This is a genomic window from Pseudarthrobacter sp. lyk4-40-TYG-27 (assembly GCF_030209295.1).
Lineage (GTDB): Bacteria > Actinomycetota > Actinomycetes > Actinomycetales > Micrococcaceae > Arthrobacter.
In genome coordinates this window covers 112,034-130,404 of sequence record NZ_JARVSH010000012.1, presented here as the reverse complement: position 1 = coordinate 130,404, position 18,371 = coordinate 112,034, and the positions used below count along the sequence as shown (strand labels likewise).

The window sequence follows — 18,371 nt, the reverse complement described above, 5'->3', positions numbered from 1 at the left end:
CACCACAACCAAAAACCAGTCGCAGATCGCTCCGGAGCAACTTTCCAAACTTACCGGCTGACTTCCAGCGTGTCAAATCGGCGTCCGCGATCTTCCTCAGCATAAGCTTGGGGGATCGGTTGTCCGCCTGACTCCGTGGAGCAGCGCGGAAATAAACTCTACCACCACTTACTCGGGATCGCCAGTCGGCGTGGAGCGGCTGCCTGGGCTTTCCTCGACCGGCCGGGTTCGCCAACGCGAAGGGCCCGGAATCCTGCCGGATTCCAGGCCCTTCTAACTCACTGCGGAGTGTCCTTGGGCGATCAGGCCGAGGCGGGTGCTCCCGGCTTGAAGTAGGACGCGCCCAGCGGAGGCAACGTCACCGTCAGGGTGGCCGGTTGCCCGTCCTGTCCTTCGGCGGTGGCTGTCAGCCCACCACTGTTGAGGACGCCGGAGCCGCCGTAGGTGGTGTGGTCGGTGTTGAGGACCTCAGTCCAGGCGCCGGCCGATGGCACGCCCAAGGTGTAGCCGACATGCGGGCCGCCGGAGAAATTGATGGCGCAGACGATCGGTTCGCCGTCGGTGCCCCACCTGATGAACGAGAGGACATTACGGTCGGCGTCTCCCCCGTTGATCCACTGGAACCCGGCCGCGACGTTGTCCTGGGTGTAGAGCGCCGGCGTTGACTTGTACAACTCGTTGAGGTCCTTGGTCAGCAGCTGCAGTCCCTTGTGCGCCGGAATGTCTGCCAGCCACCAGTCCAGTCCGTGCTGTTCGGACCATTCTGCTTCCTGCCCGAATTCCGTACCCATGAAGATGAGCTGCTTGCCGGGGTGCGCCCACTGGTAGGCAAAGAACGCGCGAAGGTTTGCCAGCTGCTGCCAGCGGTCGCCCGGCATCTTACGGAGCATGGAACCTTTGCCGTGGACCACTTCGTCGTGGCTGATGGGCAGCAGGAAGTTCTCCGTGAACGCATATACCAGGGAAAACGTCACCGTGCCGTGGTGCCACCTGCGGTTGTAGGGGTCCTCCGAGATGTACTTGAGCGAGTCGTGCATCCACCCCATGTTCCACTTCAGGCCGAAGCCGAGGCCGCCGTGGCTCGTGGGTGCAGTCACCCCCGGAAATGCCGTCGACTCTTCGGCGATCATGACGGCGCCAGGGTGTGTTTTGTAGACGGTGGCGTTGACTTCCTGCAGGAAGGAGATCGCTTCCAGGTTTTCCCGGCCGCCGAAGCGGTTGGGCCGCCACTCGCCTTCCTTCCTGGAGTAGTCGAGGTACAGCATTGACGCCACCGCATCCACGCGCAGGCCATCGATGTGGAACTCGTCCAGCCAGTAGAGCGCGTTCGCCACCAGGAAGTTCCGGACCTCGGTGCGGCCGAAGTCAAAGATCAAGGTCCCCCAGTCCGGGTGCTCGCCGAGGGCCGGATCAGAGTGCTCGTAGAGGGGCTCGCCGTCGAAACGTGCCAGCGCCCAGGCGTCCTTCGGGAAGTGGGCCGGGACCCAGTCCAGCAGTACACCGATGCCGGCCTGGTGAAGCGTGTCCACCAGGTAGCGGAACTCGTCGGGGTGGCCGAACCGGGACGTCGGCGCGAAGTAGGACGTGACCTGGTAGCCCCAGGAGCCGCCAAACGGGTGTTCCGCCACCGGCATGAACTCCACGTGGGTGAACCCCAGCCATTTGACGTACTCCACCAGTTCCTTGGCCAGTTCCCGGTAGCCAAGTCCCAGCCGCCAGGAGCCCAGGTGCACTTCGTACACGCTCATGGCCGAGTTGTGCGGATCGCGCTGGGCGCGTGCTTCCATCCATTCGTCGTCCTTGAAAGCGTAGGACGGCTCCACCACCCGGGAGGCCGTGAGCGGGGGAACTTCGGTGCCGAACGCCAGGGGATCGGCCTTTTCGACCCAGTATCCGCCGCGGGTCAGGATTTCGAATTTGTAGCAGGCGCCCGCTGCCACACCCGGGATGAAGACTTCCCACACCCCGGATGATCCCAGCGAGCGGAGCGAGTTTTCGCGTCCGTCCCAGGCGTTGAAATCACCCTTGACGCGGACGGCCTGTGCGTTGGGAGCCCACACGGCAAAGGAAACACCGTTGACGTCCCCCAGCGAAGACTTGTAGTGCCGGACGTGGGCGCCGAGGACTTCCCAAAGTTTCTCGTGCCGGCCCTCGCCGATGAGGTGGAGGTCCACTTCTCCTACAGTGGGCAGGTAGCGGTACGGCTCATCAACCGTCAGCGGCTCTTTGCCCGGGTACGTGACCGAGAGCCGGTAGTCGGGGACATGACCCTGCTGCACGGGTTCCAGCACGGCAACCCACACGCCGTGGGCCTCGTGTTCCATGGGAACTTCGCCGGCCTGGGTGACGACGGTGACTGCTTCGGCCAGGTGCTTGACGGTCCGGACGGTGACGTGGCCGTAGTCGTCCAGGTGCGCGCCAAGGACGGAATGGGGCGCGTGGTGTTCACCGTTCGCGATCTTGCCCAAGGTGCCTTCGTCCACGTGCAGCGGCACCCCCGGGCGGTCAGTTTGTGCTGAGCCTGTCATTTCGTTACCTTCCGATGCTGCGCCGGCCTGATCGCCGGTGCCATTACCGCTCAGGAGCCGCCTGGAGGCATTCACGGGGATCGCCAGCCAGTCGGGCCTGTTACGCATTTCATAAACAACTTCGTACAGCGCCTTGTCCAGCCACAATGCCACAAACAAGGGCGAGGTCCGGTCCACCGTGCCGGGAATGACGGCCCCGTACCCTTCCAGGAAGGCGTCAGCGCAGTCATCCACCCAGGTGTCCGGGACCTGGGCGCCTTCCTGCTCGCGTTGGGCGGCGCCGGCCGCGTAGTCGAACGACCGCAACATTCCCACGACGTCGCGAAGGGGCACGTCGGGGACGTTCCGTTCGGCGATGGGCCGCAGCGGTTCGCCCTCGAAATCGAGGATGGCCCACCGGGAATGTCCACCGGGTTGCCCTGCGACCTGCAGGATTTGGCCCAGGTGGAGGTCGCCGTGGATGCGCTGCAGGGGGCCCGTGGGCGCCCCGTCAAGGCCGGCCAGGAGGGCATCCAATGCGGCGTCATAGGGGCCGACGGCGGCACGGGCTTCCGCCCAGGCGCTGCGGACGCGGTGGGCTACGGCGGGTCCGATGCCCTTGCCGGCGCCGGGCTCCACTGATTGCCCCAGAGCCTCCGCCAGCCGCCGGTGCACGTTGGCCGTGGCGGCACCGAGGGCCCGTGCCTCCGCCGTGAAGTCGGCACCCTGGCGTGCTGCGTCCACTGCCAGCCGCCAGGCATCACGGCCGCCGGCCAGGAATTCGTGGGCTACCGCAAGCTCGCCCTGGACGGGCTTGCCCTGCCCAAGCCACTCTCCGCGGACCCAGCCAAGGGTTGCAGGCACTTCGGGCGTACCGGCGGTGGTCAGCGCCGCCCCGACTTCGATCTCCGGGTTTGTCCCGTCAGACAGCACCCGGAAAAATTTCACCATCGCTGCCGATTCGCCATCGTCCACAATGACTGAACTGTTGGACTGCTCTCCGGACAGCACTTTCACCACCCCTTTGGCGGTGGGAAGCCGGTATGGGCCGGCCACGCGGTGTCCGGTGGCGGTCCCGCTTGCAGCCTTGTCCTGCTGCCGGATGAGTTCCAGCCAGGCGCCGACGAAATCGGGATCGTGCACGGCGTCGTAGACCCAAGGGCGGGAGGGGTCGGTTCCTGCCGCTTCGCCCACGAGCGCCCGTTCCATGCCACCGGCCGGTGCCGGGCGGAAGCTCAACGGCACCTGGACCACGGTGGTGCGGCGGCCGCCGTCGGGCCCGTCCGTGCTGGCACTGAGGAGGAACACGGCCAGAGCTGCGTGGCCGGTGGGGTCCGCCAGGCCCAGGCTGCCCACTTGGGACATGGCGAAGTCGGGAGTCTTGATGGGGAACCAACGCTGCTGCGGCAGCCATTCCTTGAGCAGCGCGGTCAGGGCGGGAGTGAGGATTGGCTGGTTCATCTCAGTTCTCTATCGACAGGATGGGCATGGCCTGGGTGTAGGGCGAAGACGGGTTCGACCCCGCCGTCCGCATCCGCAGCCAGAAGAAGTCATGGCTTCCGATGGTCAACGTGAGGCTTCCGTCATCACCGATGCCCGGGAAGGGTTGGCCGCCGAAAACATCGCGCAGCCCCCTCCCCGCGTACTCGGGAACGGCCAGTGTGGCGGCCACGGGATGCTGGGAAAGGTTGAAGGTGCACAAAATTGTTTCGGCCGGGGCCCCGGCCGGGTTGTTGGCCGGCAGCTCGCGCAGGTACGCCAGGACGGCGTCGTGGTCTGCTTGCACGTGTTTGAACCCGCCAAGGCCGAACGCGGGGTGGTTCTTGCGGACGCTGAGGATTTGCCGTGTCCAGCGCAACAGCGACCCGGAGTGGGCGGCCTCGGCTTCGACGTTGGCCATGCCGTAGTTGTACACCAGCGACTGGATGGGCGGCAGGTACAACTTGCCGGGATCGGCGTGCGAGAACCCCGCGTTCCGGTCCGGGTTCCATTGCATGGGGGTCCGGACGGCGTCCCTGTCCTCGAGCCAGATGTTGTCCCCCATCCCTATCTCGTCGCCGTAGTAGAGGAACGGGCTCCCCGGAAGTGAGAGCAGGAGCGCGTTGATCAGCTCGATCTCGGCCCGCGAATTGTCGAGCAGCGGCGCCAACCGGCGCCGGATGCCGATGTTGGCACGCATCCGGGGGTCCGGCGCGTACCAGCCCAGCATGGCCGCGCGCTCGTCAGCGGTGACCATCTCCAGGGTCAGCTCATCGTGGTTGCGCAGGAAGGTCCCCCACTGGGCACCGTCGGGGATGTCCGGTGTGTCTCGCATGGTTTCGATGATGGGCGCGGCCTTCTGGTCCCTGAGGGCGTAGTACAGGCGGGGCATGATCGGGAAGTGGAACGCCATGTGGCATTCGGGTTCCTCCTCTGTCCCGAAGTACTCCACCACCTCATTGGGCGGCTGGTTTGCCTCGGCGATGATCACCCGGCCGGGGTAGCTTTCGTCCACCATGGCCCGCAGGCTGCGGAGGAACTCGTGGGTGGCGGGCAGGTTCTCGCAGTTGGTGCCCTCTTCCTCGAAGAGGTAGGGGATGGCGTCCGCACGGAACCCGTCGATTCCCTGGTCCAGCCAGAACCTGACGACGTCGAAGACGGCCTCGATCACCTTGGGGTTTTCGAAGTTCAGGTCCGGCTGGTGGCTGAAAAACCTGTGCCAGAAGAACTGCCGCCGGATGGGATCGAACGTCCAGTTCGATTCCTCCGTGTCGACGAAGATGATGCGTGCGTCCTGGTACTTCTCGTCCGTGTCGCTCCAGACATAGAAGTCGCCGAAGGGGCCGTCGGGGTCTTTCCGGGATTCCTGGAACCAGGGATGCTGGTCGGAGGTGTGGTTCAGCGGCAGGTCGATGATGACCCGGACGCCACGGGCATGGGCTTCCGCCACGAGCCGCTTGAAGTCGCTGATGGTGCCGAATTCGTCCAGCACGGAGTTGTAGTCCGAGATGTCGTAGCCGCCGTCGCGCAGCGGTGACTGGAAGAACGGGGGCAGCCAAAGGCAGTCGACGCCCAGCCACTGCAGGTAGTCCAGCCGGTCGATGAGTCCGGAGAAATCCCCGGACCCATCGCCGTTGGCATCCGCAAAGGCCCGGACCAGTACCTCGTAGAACACGGCCTTGCGGTACCACAGGGGGTCATGCTGAAGGCCGGGCGCATTTAGCTCGAACGTGCTTTTTGGGGTGAAATGGCCGGAACTTTGCGGATTGAAACTCACGAATGCATTCTCCTCACGCTCAGGATGTGGGCCGGTTCCACGTGCGGGTCGAGCCGCACGTAGTTGTACTCGCCCCACTCCCAGCTTTGGCCGGAGATCAGGTCGTCCACGTAGAAGCCACCGCCTGCGGTGCGGTCCTGCGGGTCCAGTTCCAGGGCTGCCAGGTCCAGGAAGACGCTGCATTCCTTGGTGACGTGGGGGTCCACGTTCACCACGACAATGATGGTGTCCTTGGTCCCGTCGGGGAGGGTCTTGTGCTTGGAGTAGACCACCGTGGATTCGTCGGTGCTCTGGTGGACCGTCAGGTTCTGCAGGTCCAAGAGGGCCGGGTGGTCCCGCCGGATGTGGTTAAGCCGCGTGATGTACGGTGCCAGCGAGCGCCCGGACTCCGCGGCGGCTTCCCAGTCGCGCGCCTTGTACTCGAACTTTTCGTTGTCGATGTATTCCTCGGCGCCGGGCCGGGCAACGTGCTCGTAGAGTTCGTAGCCGGCGTAGACGCCCCACAGCGGGCTTCCGGTGGAGGCAAGCACCGCCCGGATCCGGAATGCCGCGGGACCGCCGTACTGGAGGTATTCGGTGAGGATGTCAGGGGTGTTGACGAAGAAATTGGGGCGGAAGAACGCCGGGGATTCGTGGCTGACTTCGTCGAAGTACGCCTCGATCTCCTTCTTGGTGTTGCGCCAGGTGAAGTAGGTGTAGGACTGCTGGAAGCCTGCCCGGCCCAGGGCGTGCATCATGGCGGGCCGCGTGAATGCCTCGGCGAGGAATACGACGCCGGGGACGGCCTTATTCACCTCGGCGATAAGCCATTCCCAGAACCACACCGGTTTGGTGTGCGGGTTATCCACCCGGAAAATCTTTACCCCGTGGCTGACCCACAGCAGCACAATGCGGAGAATTTCGCGGGAAAGACCTTCCGGGTCATTGTCGAAATTCAGCGGATAAATGTCCTGGTACTTCTTCGGCGGATTCTCCGCGTAGGCGATGCTGCCGTCCACCCTGGTGGTGAACCATTCGGGGTGCGTCTGCACCCAGGGGTGGTCGGGGGCCGCCTGCAGGGCCAGGTCCAGCGCAACTTCCAGGCCCAGTTCGTTGGCGCGGGCCACGAAAGCGTCAAAGTCCTCGAAGGAACCGAGATCGGGGTGGATGGCGTCGTGGCCGCCCTCCTTGGCGCCGATGGCCCAGGGCGAACCCGGATCATGCGGGCCGGCCACGAGGGTGTTGTTGGGCCCCTTGCGGTGCTGGACGCCGATGGGGTGGATCGGGGGCATGTAGAGGACGTCGAAGCCCATGGCCGCGACGGCGTCGAGGCGGCGGGCTGCCGTCCGGAAGTTTCCTGAGGTCCACACGCCGGTGTTGTGGTCCTTGACAGCGCCTTCGGACCGAGGGAAGAACTCGTACCAAGCGCCCCGGCCTGCCCGGTCCCGCTCCACCAGAAGGGGGAACTTCTCCGAGACGGTCACCAGTTCGCGGATGGGCTGGCGGGCAACGATGTCCGCGATTTCCTGGCCGAACCCGGCCGCGAGGCGTTCCTCAGTGCTGCGGGACTGGTCAGCCAGGACCTCCGAGGCATGCCGGAGGGCCGCCTGGTCCACCTCGTCCCGGAAGTCTTCCGCGGAGGCTTCACCGAGCAGCTTGGCACCTTCGGCAAGCATGAGCTCGACGTCGATGCCGGCGTCGATCTTCACCTCGGCGTTGTGGTGCCAGGTGCCGTAGCGGTCGTGCCAGGCTTCGATGACGAAGGACCAGTCGCCGGTTTCCGACGGCGTGAGGACGCCCTCCCAACGGTCGGTCCCCATTCCGCGTTCCCCGCGGGGCGGGGAAAGCCGGACCCGCTGCCGCTCTGCACCCGTGGGGTCCAGGAGGAGGGCGCTGACACCAAGTTGGTCATGGCCTTCCCGGAAGGCGGTGGCGCCCACAACGATGGCCTCGCCGGGGAGGGCTTTGGCGGGGACCTTTCCGCCGTCGACGACGGGCTGCACATTGGTGATGGGAAAACGCCCGAACCGCAGACCCTCGGTGATGCGGCGCTGGGGCATTTTGGTGGATGCGGCACTGGTTCCTGAGTTAGTCGTCACAGGCTCGACGTTAGCGAGAAATGCCCAGGATTGCTAAGGCTGCTCCCTAAAATCCATCGCGCCGCCGCCCAATTTCTTCACGCCCCTGTCATTTACCCAAAAGAAACCCAAAGCTTGTTCCGGCCCGGCAGGTTGTCGGTTAGTGTGGCGCAGGTGAAGGCAATCCGCAGGTTTACGGTCCGTACAGTCCTCCCCGAGCCCATCCGGCCGCTGGCCCGGTTGGCCAGCAACCTGCGGTGGTCCTGGCACCGCCCCACGCGCGAGCTCTTCGCCGGGCTGAACCCGCGCCTGTGGGAGGAAAGCGGGCAGGACCCCATCGGCTTCCTGGGCATGGTCAGCCGGGAGGAGTTCCAGCGGCTCGCCGCGGACCAGTCCGTCGTGGACCGGGTCCGCGCGGCCGAAGTGGACCTTGACCGGTATCTCGAGGAGCCGCGCTGGTACCAGGGCCTGGGCCCGGAGGCACCCGCCGCCATTGCCTACTTCTCGCCCGAATTCGGCATCACCGAGGTCCTCCCCCAGTACTCGGGCGGCCTGGGCATCCTGGCCGGCGACCACCTCAAGGCGGCCTCGGACCTGGGCGTTCCCCTGGTGGGTGTGGGCCTGCTCTACCAGGCCGGCTACTTCAAGCAGTCACTGTCCCGGGACGCCTGGCAGCAGGAGACCTACCCTGTCCTGGACCCCGACGGCCTGCCCCTCACACTGCTCCGCGAGCCATCCCCGGACGGCAACGGAAAGGCCTTGGAGGTAGCGCTCCCGCTGCCCAACGGACGCCGGCTCCTGGCACATATCTGGCGTGCCGACGTCGGGCGCGTCCCGCTGCTCCTGCTGGACTCCAACGTGCCCGGCAACGACGACGCCGCGCGGAGCATCACCGACCGGCTGTACGGCGGTGGTGGTGACCACCGGCTGCAGCAGGAGCTGCTGCTGGGCATGGGCGGTGTCAAGGCCCTGCGCGCATTCCAGAAACTGACAGGGTCCCCCGCCCCGGAGGTGTTCCACACCAACGAGGGACACGCAGGATTCCTGGGCATTGAACGCATCCAGGAACTGATGTCAGGGGAACAGGCCCTGACATTCGACGAGGCGTTGGCCGCCGGCCGCTCCTCCACGGTGTTCACCACCCACACCCCGGTCCCGGCGGGCATTGACAGGTTCGAGATCGCCCAAATCAGCCACTTCTTCCAGGCCGGCCTGGCACCCGCCGTCCCGCTGGACAGGATCCTGGAACTGGGCCGCGAAAACTACGCCGACGGAAACCCCGCCGTCTTCAATATGGCCGTCATGGGCCTCCGCCTTGCCCAGCGCGCCAATGGCGTGGCCAAACTGCACGGCGAAGTGTCCCGCGGGATGTTCTCCGCCCTGTGGCCGGGCTTCGACCACTCCGAGGTCCCCATCACCTCCGTCACCAACGGCGTCCACGTCCCCACGTGGGTGGACAGCCGAATCTCCAAGCTGGCACGGGACCAGTTCGGCAGCGAAGCGGAAGCACTGGGCAAATGGGACCTGGCCTACAACGTCAGCGACGCCGACGTATGGGCGCTGCGCCGCGAAATGCGGGCGGCACTGGTGGAGGATGTGCGCCGCAGGCTCCGTGCTGCGTGGAAGAAGCGCGGTGCGGCCGACGCCGAGCTGGGCTGGACGGACAACGTCCTGGACCCGGACGTGCTGACTATCGGGTTTGCCCGCCGCGTGCCCACGTACAAACGCCTGACCCTGATGCTACGGGAACCTGCGCGGCTCAAGGCACTCCTGCTGCACAAGGACCACCCCATCCAGTTGGTCATCGCCGGAAAGTCCCACCCTGCCGATGACGCCGGCAAGAAGATGATCCAGGACCTGGTGCGGTTCACTGACGACCCCGAGGTCCGGCACCGCATCGCGTTCCTGCCCAACTACGACATCGCGATGGCCAGGACGCTGTTCCCTGGCTGCGATGTGTGGCTGAACAACCCGCTGCGGCCGTTGGAGGCCTGCGGTACATCGGGCATGAAGGCCGCCCTGAACGGGTCGCTGAACCTGTCCGTCCTGGACGGCTGGTGGGACGAGATGTACGACGGCGAGAACGGCTGGGCAATTCCGACGGCCAACAACGACGCATCCCCGGAGGAGCGGGACGACATCGAGGCCGCCGCCCTGTACGAACTGCTGGAAACCCAGGTGGCGCCGCGCTTCTACGGGAGCACGGTGTCCGATGGTGCGGGGGCGGCTGGCCCCTCCACGACCCGGAGCGAGACAGTTCCCACGCACTGGGTATCCATGATCAAGCACACGCTCTCGCACCTGGGACCCGCGGTCTCCGCCGAGCGGATGCTCCGGGACTACGTCAACATCCTTTACCGCCCGGCGGCTGACGCCGGGCGCAGCGCCACCGCGAATTCATATGCGCAGGCCCGGGCGCTGGCATCCTGGTCTGCCAAGGTTCGCGGCACCTGGCCGCAGGTCCACGTGGAGCATGTTGATTCGGTGGGCGTTTCGGAGGATCCGCAGATCGGCGACACCCTTCAGGTCAATGCGTACGTGGCGTTGAACGCACTGACTCCGGAAGATGTCTGCGTCGAGGTGGCCTACGGAAGGGCCGAGGAGAATGACACCCTTGCGGACATCACCATGATGGAACTGCAGGTGAAGGAAGACCTGGGCAGCGGCCGCCACCTGTTCAGCGGCTCACTGCTGATCGACCGCTCCGGACCGTTCGGCTACACGGTCCGGGTGCTGCCCCGGCACGAGGCGCTGGCCTCGAAAGCGGAGCTCGGCCTGATCGTCAACGCCTGACCTGGTGTCCGGCCTGCCCCGGCCGGCCGGACACCAGGTGCTTGCGAAGCCCTCGGCTTGGAGCCAGGAGCCTCAGAGCAGGACAGCCGTGACGGCCAGGTCCTTGCCCGCGTACCGTTCTGCGTCCTGCAGGATCTCGCAGATGATCCCGAACGACCGGTCAGCGCGGAACGGGGCCGCAACCTGCCACAGGACGGTCACCGGCGGATTGCCGTTGTCCGTGATGTCGTCCGCGAAGTCGTGCAGCGAATCGTTCAGCGCATCCAGGTTCACACCGTAGTGCTCAGGAAAGTCCAGGACCTCGCCGAAGGTTTCCAGGACGGCGCGTTTGCTGTCGGCCGGCGGGACCACAAGGCTGCGGCGCCCGGCGTCCGCTACCTGCGCCTCCAGCTCTTCGAGGGTCCAGGTGTCGCCGGAAAGAATTTTCATGGGTGCGCTAGCTGCCTTCCGCTATGTACTTGAATGTCGCGTAGTGGTCTCCGGTGTAATACTTCTCCCCGCCGTTGCCTGCCACGATCCGGCGCGCGCCCCGGTCCGGTTCGCCGGGGGTTCGAACCGTGTACTCGCGGTAGTAACCCCGGTCCCGTGCAGGCAGGACGCGCTCAAAGTTGCCGAACACCTGGTCGTCCTGGCTGAACTGGTACGGGCCGCCGGCCCGGATCAGCGCCAGGACGCGGCGTCCTTCCACGGGGAGCGCGGACTCCCGGATCTCCGGCAGGCTGGACGGGTTGGCTCCCCGGTGTGGCGCCGCGCTCTTTCCCGGCGCCGGCGTACCCGGGCCGCCGGGAGCCGTACTCGCTCCGGAGGCCGCGCCCGGCGTCGTGCCTTCCCCTTGGCCGCCCAACAGCCCGGCCCCGCCGAATGCCACCAGCGCCAGCACCACCAGGGCGGTAAGGAGCAAGGGAAGCATGGAGCGGTTACGCATTGGGGTGTACCTGCCGGCCGGTTGTACTGGGTCTAGGTTCGGTAGATGCTGATGGAGTTGGCCTCGGCAACATCGGTCTCGCCCGAGGCAACCCGGATGCCCTGCCGCTGCTCATGGAGCGGCGATGTGGTCAGGCGCAGCTCGAAAAGGCTCGGCGCCGCCCGCCCGAGGTCCGGCAACGTGATTTGTACATCCGTGGCACCGCCGTTCACCACCACCAGCCCGGCGAGGGCGCCGCCGTCATCGCCCAGCAGGAGTTGCAGGACCCGGTGGTGCGGATCGTTCCAGCGTTCAGCGGACATCGGCTGCCCGAATTGGTCGAACCAGTAAAGGTAGGACTGCTCGTCCCGGACGGGGAAATCATGGGGCTGGGCGGCCAGGAATTCCTTGCGCAGCCGGATGTAGCGCTTGGTGCTGCGCAGCATTTCGTGCGCCTCCGGGGTCAAGGTCCAGTCAAGCCAGGTCATGGCGTTGTCCTGGCAGTAGGCGTTGTTGTTGCCCAGTTGCGTCCGGGCCAGCTCGTCACCGGCAGTGATCATGGGGACTCCGAGCGAGACCATCAGTGACGCCATCAGGTTGCGCCGGGACTGCGCGCGCCTGGCCAGGATCAGGCCGTTCTCGGTGGGCCCCTCCACGCCGTGGTTGTAGCTGCGGTTGTCGCCGTGCCCGTCCCTGTTCTCTTCACCGTTGTCCTCGTTGTGCTTCCTGTCGAAGGAGACGAGGTCGTTCATGGTGAAGCCGTCGTGGGCGGTAACGAAATTCACGGATGCCAGCCGTGAGCGGCCGGATGCCTGGAAGAGGCCGGCCGAACCGGAGAGCGAATCGGCGAGTTTGGCCATGGTTCCGCCGTGGCCGCCCGCATCCATGGCTGCCCGGTCCGCCAGCCAGAACGTCCGGACGGCGTCCCGGAAGTGGTCGTTCCAGTCCACCCAGCCTGGCGGGAACCGCCCGGTTTGCCAGCCGCCGTAGCCAATGTCCCACGGCTCGGCAATCAGTTTGACGCCGGAGAGGACGGGATCCGCGGCGATGGCGGTGAGGAACGGGTGGTTGGGGTCGAACTCGTTCCCGGCGTTCCGGCAGAGGGTGACGGCAAGGTCGAACCGGAAACCGTCAACGTGGAACTCGTCCACCCAGTACCGCAGTGAATCGACCGCCAGTTGGACCACATGCGGTTCGCCGAAATTCAAGGTGTTGCCGCACCCGGTGGTGTCCACGTACTTTCCGTGGCTGTCCATCCGGTAGTACGCCTGCTCCCCCAGTCCGCGGAAGCTGATGACCGGACCGTCCTGGGTTCCCTCCGCTGTGTGGTTGTAGACGACGTCGAGGATGACTTCGAGTCCGGCGGCGTGCAGGGCCTTGACCATGCCCTTGAACTCGTCCTGGACAGCCTGCGGGCCCGCTTCCCGGGCGGCACGGGTGGCGTAGCCGGGGTGCAGGGCGAAAAACGCGGCGGTGTTGTAGCCCCAGTAATTGGTGAGCCCCAGGTCCTGCAGGTGCAGCTCGTCGAGGTGGAAGTGCACAGGCAGGAGCTGCACGGCAGTGATGCCCAGGCCGGTGAGGTGCTCCACCACGGCTGGGTGGCCCATGCCGGCGTAGGTGCCCCGTAGGTCCTCAGGCACGTCGGGGTAGAGCTTGCTCTGGCCCTTGACATGGGCTTCATAGAGAATTGTGTTGCGCCACGGCAGGGCCGGACGCTCGTCCGATCCCCAATCGAAATCGGGTGCGGTCCGGACGCTGGCCAGCAGTCCGTCCTGCTCGTCCACCCCCCGGCCGTACGGGTCCAGCAGCAACGGCGGGTTGCCGGCGTCGTCCCCGTTTCCCGAGGCGGAGGCGTGCGGCGGCAGGGGCCGGCGGTCTGAGGACGGGCGGAACCCGTACCGCGAACCAAAGGGCAGGTCCTCGACGATGCCGTGATGGACGCCGCGCGCCACGTTCGGCAGGGTCCGGGACCGCCACTGGCCGCCCGGGGGGCAGTACACGATGTCCAGGCTGGGCACGGCTGGCGCGAAACAGGCAACATTGGCGCGGCCGCCGGCGTGGTGGCGTGTACCGCCGGAATCAACGCGCGGGACACTGACACCGAGGGGAACAGCCGAGGAGGCGTCCATGGTGGATGCGGTGTCGAAAAGCGGCATGACCATCACCTAAATGATAGCCGCCCGGGGCGGTTGACCTGCCCCGTCACCCCGGCACTGCAAGGCAATCGTGCCCCCGCACCGGGGGCGGTGGGCCACTACCCCGCCGCGCGCTGGCGGGAGACCTCGTACAGCGAGATGCCCACGGCCATGGAGGCGTTCAAGGACTCCATGGCGGAGTCGATCGGGATGGAGACAATCTGGTCGCAGTTCTCCCGGACCAGGCGGCTCAGGCCCTTGCCTTCCGAGCCCACCACGATGCACACCGGCTCGGTGGCCAAAGTGAGGTCGGGCAGCGAGACGTCGCCGTCGCCGTCGAGCCCCAGCACGAAGATGCCCATGCCCTTGAACTGCTTCAGGGCGTTGTTCAGGTTGGAGGCGCGGGCAACGGGGACGCGGACCGCCGCGCCGGCGCTGGTCTTCCAGGCCGAGGCCGTGACACCGACGGAGCGGCGCTCCGGAACAATGACGCCGTGGCCGCTGAACGCGGAGACGGAACGGATGATCGCTCCGAGGTTCCGGGGGTCGGTGATGCCGTCAAGGGCGACGAAGAGCGGCGCGTTGCTGACGTGCCCCTTCTTCCACTTCTCCACCGTCTCCTCGGCCAGTTCGTACGCGTCCTGGTACTCATACGGCGGAATCTGGAGCACCAGGCCCTGGTGGACGGCGTCGTCGGTCATCCGGTCCAGTTCGGGCTTGCCGGTTTCGAGCAGCGGTATGCCGCGTTCGGCGGCGAGCTTCAGGGACTCCTTGACGCGGTCGTCCATCTCGATGCGGATGGCCACGTGCAGGGCCTTGGCCGGGATGCCCGCGCGGAGCGCTTCGACCACGGAGTTGCGGCCGGTGACCACTTCTTCGGTGGCGCGTCCCTTGGGGCCTGACTTGGCGGCACCGGCGCTGCGTGCACCCGGGCTGCGCTTGGCTGCGGACCGTTCGGCCAGCTGCTTGGCCTTGTGCGCCTTGTGGTACGGACGGTCCTCGGCCTTGGGCGTCGGGCCCTTGCCTTCGAGGGCCTTGCGGCCATGGCCACCGGTTCCGATGGTTGGGCCCTTCTTCGCTTTAACCGATCGGCGACCATTGTTGGCCATGATGTTCCACCCTTGATTGTGCTGACTGAGTCTGCCTATCAGTCTACTGACCGAAGAAAAATCGACGCGCGGGGGCTGCGGGCGTGCTCAGGGGCAGTGGCTGATCAGTCCCGCTTGAGGCTCCAGGTGGCACCGTCCGGGCCGTCTTCCACCAGGACGCCGGCATGGTTGAGGGTGTCCCGGATGGCGTCGGAAGCAGCCCAGTCCTTGGCGGCACGGGCAGCGGCACGGGCCGCCAGCTGCGCCTCCACCAGGACGCCCAAGGCGTCGGCCTCCCGGCTGCCCGCCTGCCCGGAACCGGCGACGGCGTTGAGGCCCAGGACGTCGGTCATGGTGACGACGGCGTACATCGCTTTCCGGGCAGCGTCGTCGTCCCCGTCCGCCAGGGCCGTGTTCCCGGCCCGCACGGCCTCGTGCAGCGCCGCCAGGGCACGGGGAACATTCAGGTCGTCGTCCATCGCAGTTGAAAACGCGTCCAGTGCCTCAGCCGGGTCAGCGGAGCCGCCGGCCACAAACCCGAAATCAGCGCCGAAGCGCGCCACGGCCTTCGCCAGGAACCCGTCGATGCGTTCGACGGCGGCAGCGGCTTCCTGGAGGGACGTGGGCCGGTAGTCCAAGACGGAGCGGTAGTGGGCCTGGCCCAGGTAGTAGCGGACAACCCGGGGGGAAGCGAGTTCCAGCATTTCGGTGGGGCTGATGGTGTTCCCAACGGATTTGGACATCTTTTCGCCCTGGTAGGTCACCATGCCGTTGTGCATCCAGAAGTTGGCGAAGCCATGTCCCGCAGCCTGCGACTGGGCCATCTCGTTTTCGTGGTGCGGGAAACGCAGGTCCAGTCCGCCGCCGTGGATGTCGAAGGCAGTTCCCAAGTACTTGGTGACCATGGCGGAGCATTCCAGGTGCCAGCCCGGACGCCCCGCACCCCACGGCGAGGCCCAGCTGGCGGTGGCCGGCTCGCCTTCTTTGGAACCCTTCCACAACGCAAAGTCGCGGGGATCCTTCTTCCCGCGGGGATCGGCGTCGGGCGCTGCCTGCATGTCGTCGATGTTTTGCCGGGTGAGTGCCCCGTAGTTGCCCCAGGAACGGACGTCAAAGTACACGTCGCCTGATTCGTCCAGCGCGGGGTAGGCGTGGCCGCGGTCGATGAGCTGTTGGATCAGGGCGTGCATCTCGGGGATGTGCCCGGTGGCCCGGGGCTCGTACGTGGGGCGGGAGACGCCGAGGGTGTCGTAGGCCGCCAGGAATTCCCGCTCGTAACGGTATGCCAGCGCCCACCACTCCTCCCGCGGCACTTCTCCCCGCTCGGGGATGAAGTCCGGCGCGAATGATGCCTCGGATTTGGCGAGGATCTTGTCGTCAATGTCCGTGACGTTGCGGACCACAGTGACGCGAAGGCCCCGGTATTGCAGCCAGCGGGTCAGCTGGTCGAAGGCGATGGCGGAACGGATGTGCCCCACGTGGGGCATTCCCTGCACCGTGGCCCCGCAGTAATAGAGGCTGACCTTGCCCTCAACGATCGGGGTGAAGTTCCGGACTTCGGCGGAGGCGGTGTCATAGAAGCGCAGGGTCACCGCTCCAGACTAGCCGATGGTGCCGCTGGTCCGTGGGTAGACCAAGGCGGTAGCCACCGCGGAGATGCCCTCGCCACGGCCGGTGAATCCCAGGCCGTCGCTGGTGGTGGCAGTGACGCTCACCGGTGCACCGGCGGCCTCTGAGAGGACGTGCTGAGCTTCTTCCCGGCGGGGACCGAACTTCGGCCGGTTGGCCACGAACTGGACGGCGATATTGCCGATCTCGAAACCCGCAGCCCGGACGATCCGCGCCGCTTCGGCGAGCAGCGTCACACCCGACGCACCGGCGAATTCCGGGCGGTCGGTGCCGAAGTGGGTGCCAAGGTCGCCGATGCCGGCGGCGGAGAACAGCGCATCCGCTGCGGCGTGGGCCACCGGGTCGCCGTCCGAATGGCCGGCCAGGCCGCGTTCGCCGGGCCAGAAGAGTCCGCCGAGCCACAACGGGCGGTCCTTGCCGTGGGCGGCGTATGCATGGACGTCGATACCCACACCGGTCCGCGGCAGGATCATGTCCGCGCTCACCCTTCCACCCACCGGGCGCCAAGGGGACCCTCAAGGAGCCCTTCGGCGAAGATCAGGTCAAGCGGCGTGGTGATCTTCAGCGACTGGGTTGAGCCGCGGACAGCGTAGACCGGCGTCCCCAGCATCTCCACGAGCATTGCGTCATCGGTGACGGCCGCCGACTCCCGCCGGTCCAGGCCCTCGGCGGACCGGTGCGCCTGCACCAGCGTGTCGAGGGTGAATCCTTGGGGTGTCTGAACGGCCCGCAGTTCCTCGCGGCGGGCCGTTCCCGTGACCACCTCCGGCGCGAAAACGCTGTCCCCCCCGGACGTGGCTGCAACGGTCTTGATGGTGTCCACGACGGGGAGAACGGGAATGACGGCGGCAGCGCCGGCGGCAAGGGCTTCCGTTACGCGGTGGAAGACGGACTCGGGCGTCAGCGCCCTGGCGGCATCATGGACCAGGACCGCTTCCGTGCCGTCCATCAGGGCAGCCATACCGGCGCGGACGGAGTCAGCCCGGGTGGCGCCGCCGTCCACAAGGGTGAGGAGGGGGCCGCCGTCGGCCAGTTCGTCCCGGAAACTGCCGCAGAGACGGCGCAGGCCTTCGTCCCCTGCGGGCAGCACCACGCAGACCTGGCTCGCAACACCGGAGGCGACGATGCCCCGCAAGGCATGCATCAGGATCGGTTCGCCTCCGAGGGGGACAGCCGCCTTGGGCATCCCGTAGCCGAGCCGCTGCCCGGAACCGGCGGCCACCACGATGACTCCCGTGACCAGGGGCGTTGATTCACTCATGCGGACTAGCCTACGACGCCGTGGCGGCTGCGCCGTGCCCGGGTCGCAGCCCGGTTCCGGGCAAAAAGAAGCCCCGGCGGCACGTGGGTGCTGCCGGGGCTAAATTCTTAGGAAGCCAGGACCTCGTCGAGAACGCTTGCGGCCTTCTCCTCGTCGGTCTTTTCAGCCAGCGCCAACTCTGAAATCAGAATTTGGCGGGCCTTGGCCAGCATTCGCTTTTCGCCTGCGGAAAGGCCCCGGTCGTGATCCCGGCGCCACAGGTCGCGAACGACCTCTGCCACCTTGATGACGTCACCGGAAGCAAGCTTCTCCAGATTTGCCTTGTACCTGCGTGACCAGTTGGTGGGTTCTTCGGTGAACTCGGCACGAAGCACATCAAACACGTGCTCCAGGCCTTCCTTGCCCACTACGTCCCGAACCCCAACAAGGTCCACGTTTTCTGCTGGAACTTCAATGGTCAGATCACCCTGAGCCACCTTGAGCTTGAGATACATCTTCTCTTCGCCCTTGATGGTGCGCATCTTGATTTCTTCAATCTTCGCAGCACCGTGGTGAGGGTAAACTACTGTCTCGCCGACCTCAAATACCATGTGGACATTTCCCCTTTCCCGCAGACCAGTTTATCACGATTCAGGCATATGACCGGCCGGAGAAAGGGCTCCCAACCGCGAAAATACGCGGAAAAACGGCCCAATCGACCTCCTCAACCCCCTTGACGGATGAGGATATTAGTGCATCAGG

12 protein-coding genes are annotated in these 18,371 nt (G+C 66.2%); 1 reads left to right on the top strand and 11 read right to left on the bottom strand.

Translation table 11 applies throughout. The features are described 5' to 3' along the window. Nucleotides 1-302: 302 nt before the first annotated feature. Genes QRM96_RS19130 through QRM96_RS19120 form a run of 3 tightly spaced genes read right to left on the bottom strand, consistent with a single transcriptional unit; the run spans nt 303 to nt 7,802 of the window. Nucleotides 303-3,968: a 1,4-alpha-glucan branching enzyme gene (locus tag QRM96_RS19130; RefSeq protein ID WP_285320592.1), complete on the bottom strand. Its 3,666-nt coding sequence runs from the start codon at nt 3,966-3,968 to the stop codon at nt 303-305. 1 nt (nt 3,969) lies between these two features. Continuing rightward, nucleotides 3,970-5,763 (bottom strand): maltose alpha-D-glucosyltransferase, encoded by a 1,794-nt coding sequence (treS, locus tag QRM96_RS19125; RefSeq protein ID WP_285320591.1) that lies wholly within the window; start codon nt 5,761-5,763, stop codon nt 3,970-3,972. Further along, nucleotides 5,760-7,802, bottom strand: coding sequence for an alpha-1,4-glucan--maltose-1-phosphate maltosyltransferase (locus QRM96_RS19120; protein WP_285320597.1), 2,043 nt, complete (start codon nt 7,800-7,802; stop codon nt 5,760-5,762). Before QRM96_RS19120 ends, treS begins: the two co-directional genes overlap by 4 nt. Before the next feature lie 192 nt (nt 7,803-7,994). Here QRM96_RS19120 and glgP point away from each other — a divergent pair, with 192 nt between their 5' ends. Then, nucleotides 7,995-10,613, top strand: coding sequence for an alpha-glucan family phosphorylase (gene glgP, locus QRM96_RS19115; RefSeq protein WP_285320590.1), 2,619 nt, complete (start codon nt 7,995-7,997; stop codon nt 10,611-10,613). A gap of 72 nt (nt 10,614-10,685) precedes the next feature. Here the strand turns inward: glgP and QRM96_RS19110 are convergent, their stop codons facing one another. From QRM96_RS19110 to QRM96_RS19075, 8 genes are all read right to left on the bottom strand, one after another. Further along, entirely contained in the window at nt 10,686-11,042 is a 357-nt protein-coding gene (locus QRM96_RS19110) for a barstar family protein (RefSeq protein WP_109044713.1), read from the bottom strand. Nucleotides 11,043-11,049: 7 nt separating this feature from the next. Further along, nucleotides 11,050-11,538 carry a guanyl-specific ribonuclease gene (locus QRM96_RS19105; protein WP_285320589.1) on the bottom strand — a complete coding sequence of 163 codons (489 nt, stop codon included), beginning with the start codon at nt 11,536-11,538 and terminating at the stop codon, nt 11,050-11,052. A gap of 32 nt (nt 11,539-11,570) precedes the next feature. After that, nucleotides 11,571-13,679, bottom strand: coding sequence for a glycogen debranching protein GlgX (gene glgX, locus QRM96_RS19100; protein ID WP_285320588.1), 2,109 nt, complete (start codon nt 13,677-13,679; stop codon nt 11,571-11,573). Between the two features lie 92 nt (nt 13,680-13,771). Beyond that, complete coding sequence (gene rlmB / locus QRM96_RS19095) at nt 13,772-14,761, bottom strand: 23S rRNA (guanosine(2251)-2'-O)-methyltransferase RlmB (RefSeq protein ID WP_109044715.1); 990 nt, start codon at nt 14,759-14,761, stop codon at nt 13,772-13,774. A 104-nt stretch (nt 14,762-14,865) separates the two neighbouring features. Beyond that, nucleotides 14,866-16,332, bottom strand: coding sequence for a cysteine--tRNA ligase (gene cysS / locus QRM96_RS19090; RefSeq protein ID WP_285320587.1), 1,467 nt, complete (start codon nt 16,330-16,332; stop codon nt 14,866-14,868). A gap of 9 nt (nt 16,333-16,341) precedes the next feature. Further along, on the bottom strand, nt 16,342-16,842 hold the full coding sequence (gene ispF / locus QRM96_RS19085) for a 2-C-methyl-D-erythritol 2,4-cyclodiphosphate synthase (protein ID WP_026264734.1): 501 nt from the start codon (nt 16,840-16,842) through the stop codon (nt 16,342-16,344). A gap of 8 nt (nt 16,843-16,850) precedes the next feature. Beyond that, nucleotides 16,851-17,630 (bottom strand): 2-C-methyl-D-erythritol 4-phosphate cytidylyltransferase, encoded by a 780-nt coding sequence (gene ispD, locus QRM96_RS19080; RefSeq protein ID WP_018762310.1) that lies wholly within the window; start codon nt 17,628-17,630, stop codon nt 16,851-16,853. Nucleotides 17,631-17,737: 107 nt separating this feature from the next. Next, nucleotides 17,738-18,220 (bottom strand): CarD family transcriptional regulator, encoded by a 483-nt coding sequence (locus QRM96_RS19075; protein WP_011690592.1) that lies wholly within the window; start codon nt 18,218-18,220, stop codon nt 17,738-17,740. Nucleotides 18,221-18,371 lie beyond the last annotated feature (151 nt).